We start from the raw sequence: 4262 nt of genomic DNA, 5'->3' as shown, positions 1-4262 counted from the left end.
TTCTCGAGTTTGAGAACTGTCTAGCTCCAGCGCCTACCCCCTCGAGGTCACAAGCCAATCCTCCCAGAAAGGTAAAGTACACCTTTCCGGGAGGCTCGTCTTGTGCTTGTCGGGGGTGGGCAAGGCGCTTCCGCTTTTATTGCTAGGAATGCGTTTTCATAAAACAGTTTCCTTCACAATTTTATAATTTTTATGATTAACTACAGTCCTTTGTTCTAGATCAAGGTCTCGATAATTTCCCATATAAGAAAGATCGACGATCACTGAGTTTTCGTTTACCTTTTCGACAATTCCCTGCAATCCATCACGGAATTCAATTACATTTCCTACTTCTGCTTTTTTCAAAAGCCTCGCCCCTTTTTGCAAGATTTGAATTAAGAGATTAATAACATTTTGCACTATATTTTATTTTTCGTAAAGTAATATGTTATTATTTCGTTAAATTACCTAATTTTACCTCGTGTAATTGAGTGCGCTTTCATTGTAATGGCTGCTGGCCATATAAATTTAGATCACATTTGAAGTTTGAGGATCCCATGGAAAACAAAACAATATTCATATAATATAAATGTAATAATAGGATGAGGGTGCTGAAATATGAACGAGGAACAAATTCAAGAAATACTCGAGAAGTTAAAGAATGGGGAATTATCGGAGTACTATGTAACAAAGGAAGAGTTTCTTCCTGTGCGTATTGTACTTGTCAAAAGGGATGATTTTAAGCATTTTAGAGGCATTGCAAAACGCGGAGGGGCTGTGCTGTATAGTTACGTAGAAACAGCTAGAAGTTAAAAGGAATAGGCATTAAAGGATGCTTGAATTGATTCAAGCATCCTTTTTAACATAGTGGAGGAGAAATGCACCACGAATATGGTATGAGCTAGGTTACAGAGTTGAACTGACACCATGCAGCCCCGTTTTTTAAATTGCAGATCCGATATTAAAAACATCGTGATAAGGCCCTGGGACTTATGAATCATTTTCCGATATACTTTACTGAGTAAATATGTGTTTTCGATAGATTAATAACTTCCTCGATAAATTTTTCTTGGGATTCTTTAAAGCCATTTTGGATCCAATTTTTGATGAGTCCGTAAAAGCCATAAGCTGTATATCGTTTAAAATAATCCATATTGACTGGGATATTGTTGATGGTTTCGAAAATAAATTGTTCTTTATAGATTTTTAAGATCGTTTGAGGGAACCGTGTATGTAGTCCCGGTAACGTGTCATCATAGTTAATCAGTTCAAAAAAATGCTGGTTTTTATAAATATAAGAAACGATATTAAAAGATGGTTCATTTAGCTTGGCCGTATATACTTTCTGACCTGTTACATATGGTTTGCCAACTGAATCTTCTAACCCTTGTAGCATAGAAATAAGTAAATCTTCAGCTATTTCAATTTTATCTAAGTAATGGACATAAAAGGTACTGCGATTATAAGCGGCAAAATCAACAATATTTTTTACAGAAACGGAATGGTAACCCTTTTCTTTTATGAGTTCAATCATTGCTTGCTTTAAATGTTCTTTTGTCCGATTTTGTCGCCCGGATGTCGTATTTTGTTCGTTATTCATGATGATACCTCCCTGAAAATAGACAGATTTATCATAAGTGTCTAATTAGTAGACACTTAATGATATCTTAATGATTGTTAAATGTGTACAAAGTAGTAAAATTTAATTGTGAACAAAATAGCACAGATATTAAATCTGGCTAGCATTTTTCACGAGTATGTAGTATGGGAACTATAATCATGGGGGGAATTTAGAATGGGGAAACTGCAAGACAAAGTAGCTGTCATTACAGGTGGAGCATCTGGAATTGGAGCAGCAACAGCACGTTTATTTGTTTCAGAAGGGGCTAAAGTGGTGCTTGTTGATTTAAATGAGGAAAAAGGGAAAGCTTTTGAAGTAGAATTGAAAGCGCTTAACGCTGAAGCTCTTTTTATTAAAGCAAATATTACGAGTGAAGAAGAAGTAGCAAATATCTTTAAACAAACAGTTGAAACGTTTGGCAAAGTAGATGTAGTCTTCAACAATGCGGGGATCGGCCGTGTTCATCCTTCACATGAATTAGAGTACTCAGAATGGCGTAATACTGTAAATGTTGATTTAGATGGAGTCTTCTTAGTAGCACGTGAATCTATCCGTGAAATGTTAAAAACAGGTGGCGGCACGATTGTGAATACGGCATCTATGTACGGTTGGGTTGGATCACCTGGTTCAGCAGCCTATAACGCAGCAAAAGGTGGCGTGATAAACTTAACTCGTTCACTTGCGCTTGAATATGCAGAACAAAATATTCGTATTAACGCATTATGCCCTGGTTTTATTGATACACCTATTATTCCAGAAGAAAGCAAGCAAGTTCTATCTGCAGCCACACCGATGAAACGCCTTGGTCAAGCGGAAGAAATGGCAAAAGCAGTATTATTCATGGCTTCCGATGATTCTTCATTCATGACTGGTAATAGTTTAATCGTTGATGGCGGATATACGGCTCAATAATCAATTATGGGGTAGGATCTTTTACTTCAAGTTTGAAACAGGCAATAGTTCTTTGTGGATACTAGCTTTGTGGAAATTATTTGTACCATCTGGAACTAAACAGGAAAAAATGACTTTACATTGCTATATATACTTAATTAGAGATGTTTTAATTCAATATAATTCAAGGGGATATAATGATTTTCGTTATGATAATAAAGGGGGAAATTTTTCATGAGCAATCGTTTTGATGGGAAAGTGGTATTAATTACAGGTGCAGGATCTGGTTTAGGACAAGCTTCCGCTTTACAAGTAGCTAAAGAAGGAGCAAAACTTTCACTCGTTGATTTAAACGCTGCTTCATTAGAAGAAACAAAAGGGAAAGTGTTAGAAGTTGCGCCAAACGCAGAAGTATTGCTTATTACTGCAAATGTGGCAGATGAAACAGCAGTTGAAAACTATGTAAATGAAACCGTTGAGAAATTTGGGAAAATCGATGGCTTCTTCAACAACGCAGGGATCGAAGGAAAACAAAACCTAACTGAGGATTTTGGCATTGATGAGTTCCAAAAAGTAGTGAATATCAACTTAAATGGTGTTTTTTACGGAATGAAACATGTATTGAAAGTTATGAGAGAACAAGGTTTTGGCTCTATCGTTAATACTGCTTCTGTTGGTGGTATTCGTGGAGTAGGAAACCAATCTGGTTATGCAGCTAGTAAACACGGCGTGGTCGGATTAACAAGAAACTCTGGAATTGAATACGGTCAATACGGGATCAGTATTAAAGCCATTGCACCAGGGGCAATCATGACACCGATGGTCGAAGGTTCATTAAAACAAATGGATCCAGAAAACTGGGAAGAAGTAGGGAAACAATTTGTTGAGCCAAATCCAATGAAACGTTTCGGTAAACCAGAAGAAGTGGGATATTTAGTGGCATTCCTGCTATCAGATCAAGCTAATTTCATCAATGCAACCGTTATTCCAATTGATGGCGGACAATCATATAAATATTAAAAGATAATTTACCCGCTGATTTTTACTAAAAAAGGTTTAAATTTTCTAATGATACGTAGGTAAAAAGAAGACATCGTTCTAAGTTCTATGAGCGGTGTCTTCTTTTTTGATGTAAAGAAAAAATTATTTAAGTCAAATAGTCTAAAGAAGGATTTATGCACATATTCTTTAACATCTATATGACATTTGATGGAAGGGGGTATTTAAAGTGGGGATTAGGCTTATAAAAATTTCAGCCATTTACTTTGCAGTAGGTGTTTTAATCGGATATTATATGTCAACCTCTCATTCTTATGTCCTAACACCGGTTCATGTACACATTAATCTGCTTGGATGGACTGCGCTAACGTTAGCAGGCATACTTTATTATTTATTTCCAAAGCTCGCAGCTTCTAAGTTAGCAAAATGGCATTTTTGGCTGCATAATATCGGCTTGCCTATTATGATGATTGCACTAGCGATTTTAATCACAACCCAAAACGAAGCATTTACTCCAGGAACAGCCATTGGCGCTACCATCACAGTCATCGGCGTATTGCTATTTGTCTTAAATATTTTAATAAATTTAAAAGATAATAAAGAATAGAATTAATAAATGTATATAAACAAAAGGCTGGATTCAACGATATATTAACGTTGAATCCAGCCTTTTTATATTTATTTTTGTTTGAGCTCCATTATTACTTTTCTTGAAAAGTCCTTGAGGGCTTGAATAATTTCTTTCTTTGTCCGTTCGTCCTCTACTGCATTA

At 36.0% G+C, this 4262-nt stretch carries 6 protein-coding genes; 4 read left to right on the top strand and 2 right to left on the bottom strand.

Annotated elements, in window-relative coordinates:
- Positions 1-156 precede the first annotated feature (156 nt).
- Positions 157-345, bottom strand: a complete 189-nt coding sequence (locus tag V7149_RS23975) for a YkvS family protein (protein WP_335348084.1) — start codon at positions 343-345, stop codon at positions 157-159.
- A 252-nt stretch (positions 346-597) separates the two neighbouring features.
- On the opposite strand from V7149_RS23975, the gene V7149_RS23970 reads away from it, so the two are divergent.
- Positions 598-792, top strand: a complete 195-nt coding sequence (locus V7149_RS23970) for a hypothetical protein (RefSeq protein WP_335348083.1) — start codon at positions 598-600, stop codon at positions 790-792.
- A gap of 184 nt (positions 793-976) precedes the next feature.
- On the opposite strand, the gene V7149_RS23965 is transcribed toward V7149_RS23970, so the two are convergent.
- Positions 977-1579 (bottom strand): TetR/AcrR family transcriptional regulator, encoded by a 603-nt coding sequence (locus V7149_RS23965; RefSeq protein WP_335348082.1) that lies wholly within the window; start codon positions 1577-1579, stop codon positions 977-979.
- 195 nt (positions 1580-1774) lie between these two features.
- Between V7149_RS23965 and V7149_RS23960 the strand changes: the two genes are divergently transcribed.
- The 3 genes from V7149_RS23960 (at position 1775) to V7149_RS23950 (ending at position 4097) form a co-directional block, all read left to right on the top strand.
- Complete coding sequence (locus tag V7149_RS23960; protein ID WP_335348081.1) at positions 1775-2512, top strand: SDR family NAD(P)-dependent oxidoreductase; 738 nt, start codon at positions 1775-1777, stop codon at positions 2510-2512.
- Between the two features lie 213 nt (positions 2513-2725).
- On the top strand, positions 2726-3511 hold the full coding sequence (locus V7149_RS23955; protein WP_335348080.1) for an SDR family oxidoreductase: 786 nt from the start codon (positions 2726-2728) through the stop codon (positions 3509-3511).
- Between the two features lie 208 nt (positions 3512-3719).
- Positions 3720-4097 (top strand): cbb3-type cytochrome c oxidase subunit I, encoded by a 378-nt coding sequence (locus tag V7149_RS23950; RefSeq protein WP_335348079.1) that lies wholly within the window; start codon positions 3720-3722, stop codon positions 4095-4097.
- The last annotated feature ends 165 nt before the right edge of the window (positions 4098-4262 follow it).

It is taken from the genome of Bacillus sp. JJ1503 (genome assembly GCF_036965125.1).
Taxonomy (GTDB): domain Bacteria; phylum Bacillota; class Bacilli; order Bacillales; family Cytobacillaceae; genus Cytobacillus.
The sequence above is the reverse complement of the archived record's forward strand: the minus strand, read 5'-3'. Positions and strand labels throughout refer to the sequence as shown.

Excerpts from the sequence above, each read along its gene's own strand:
- V7149_RS23970 (WP_335348083.1), top strand. The coding sequence starts at position 598 with ATGAACGAGGAACAAATTCAAGAAATACTCGAGAAGTTAAAGAATGGG.
- V7149_RS23965 (WP_335348082.1), bottom strand. The coding sequence starts at position 1,579 with ATGAATAACGAACAAAATACGACATCCGGGCGACAAAATCGGACAAAA.
- V7149_RS23960 (WP_335348081.1), top strand. The coding sequence starts at position 1,775 with ATGGGGAAACTGCAAGACAAAGTAGCTGTCATTACAGGTGGAGCATCT.
- V7149_RS23955 (WP_335348080.1), top strand. The coding sequence starts at position 2,726 with ATGAGCAATCGTTTTGATGGGAAAGTGGTATTAATTACAGGTGCAGGA.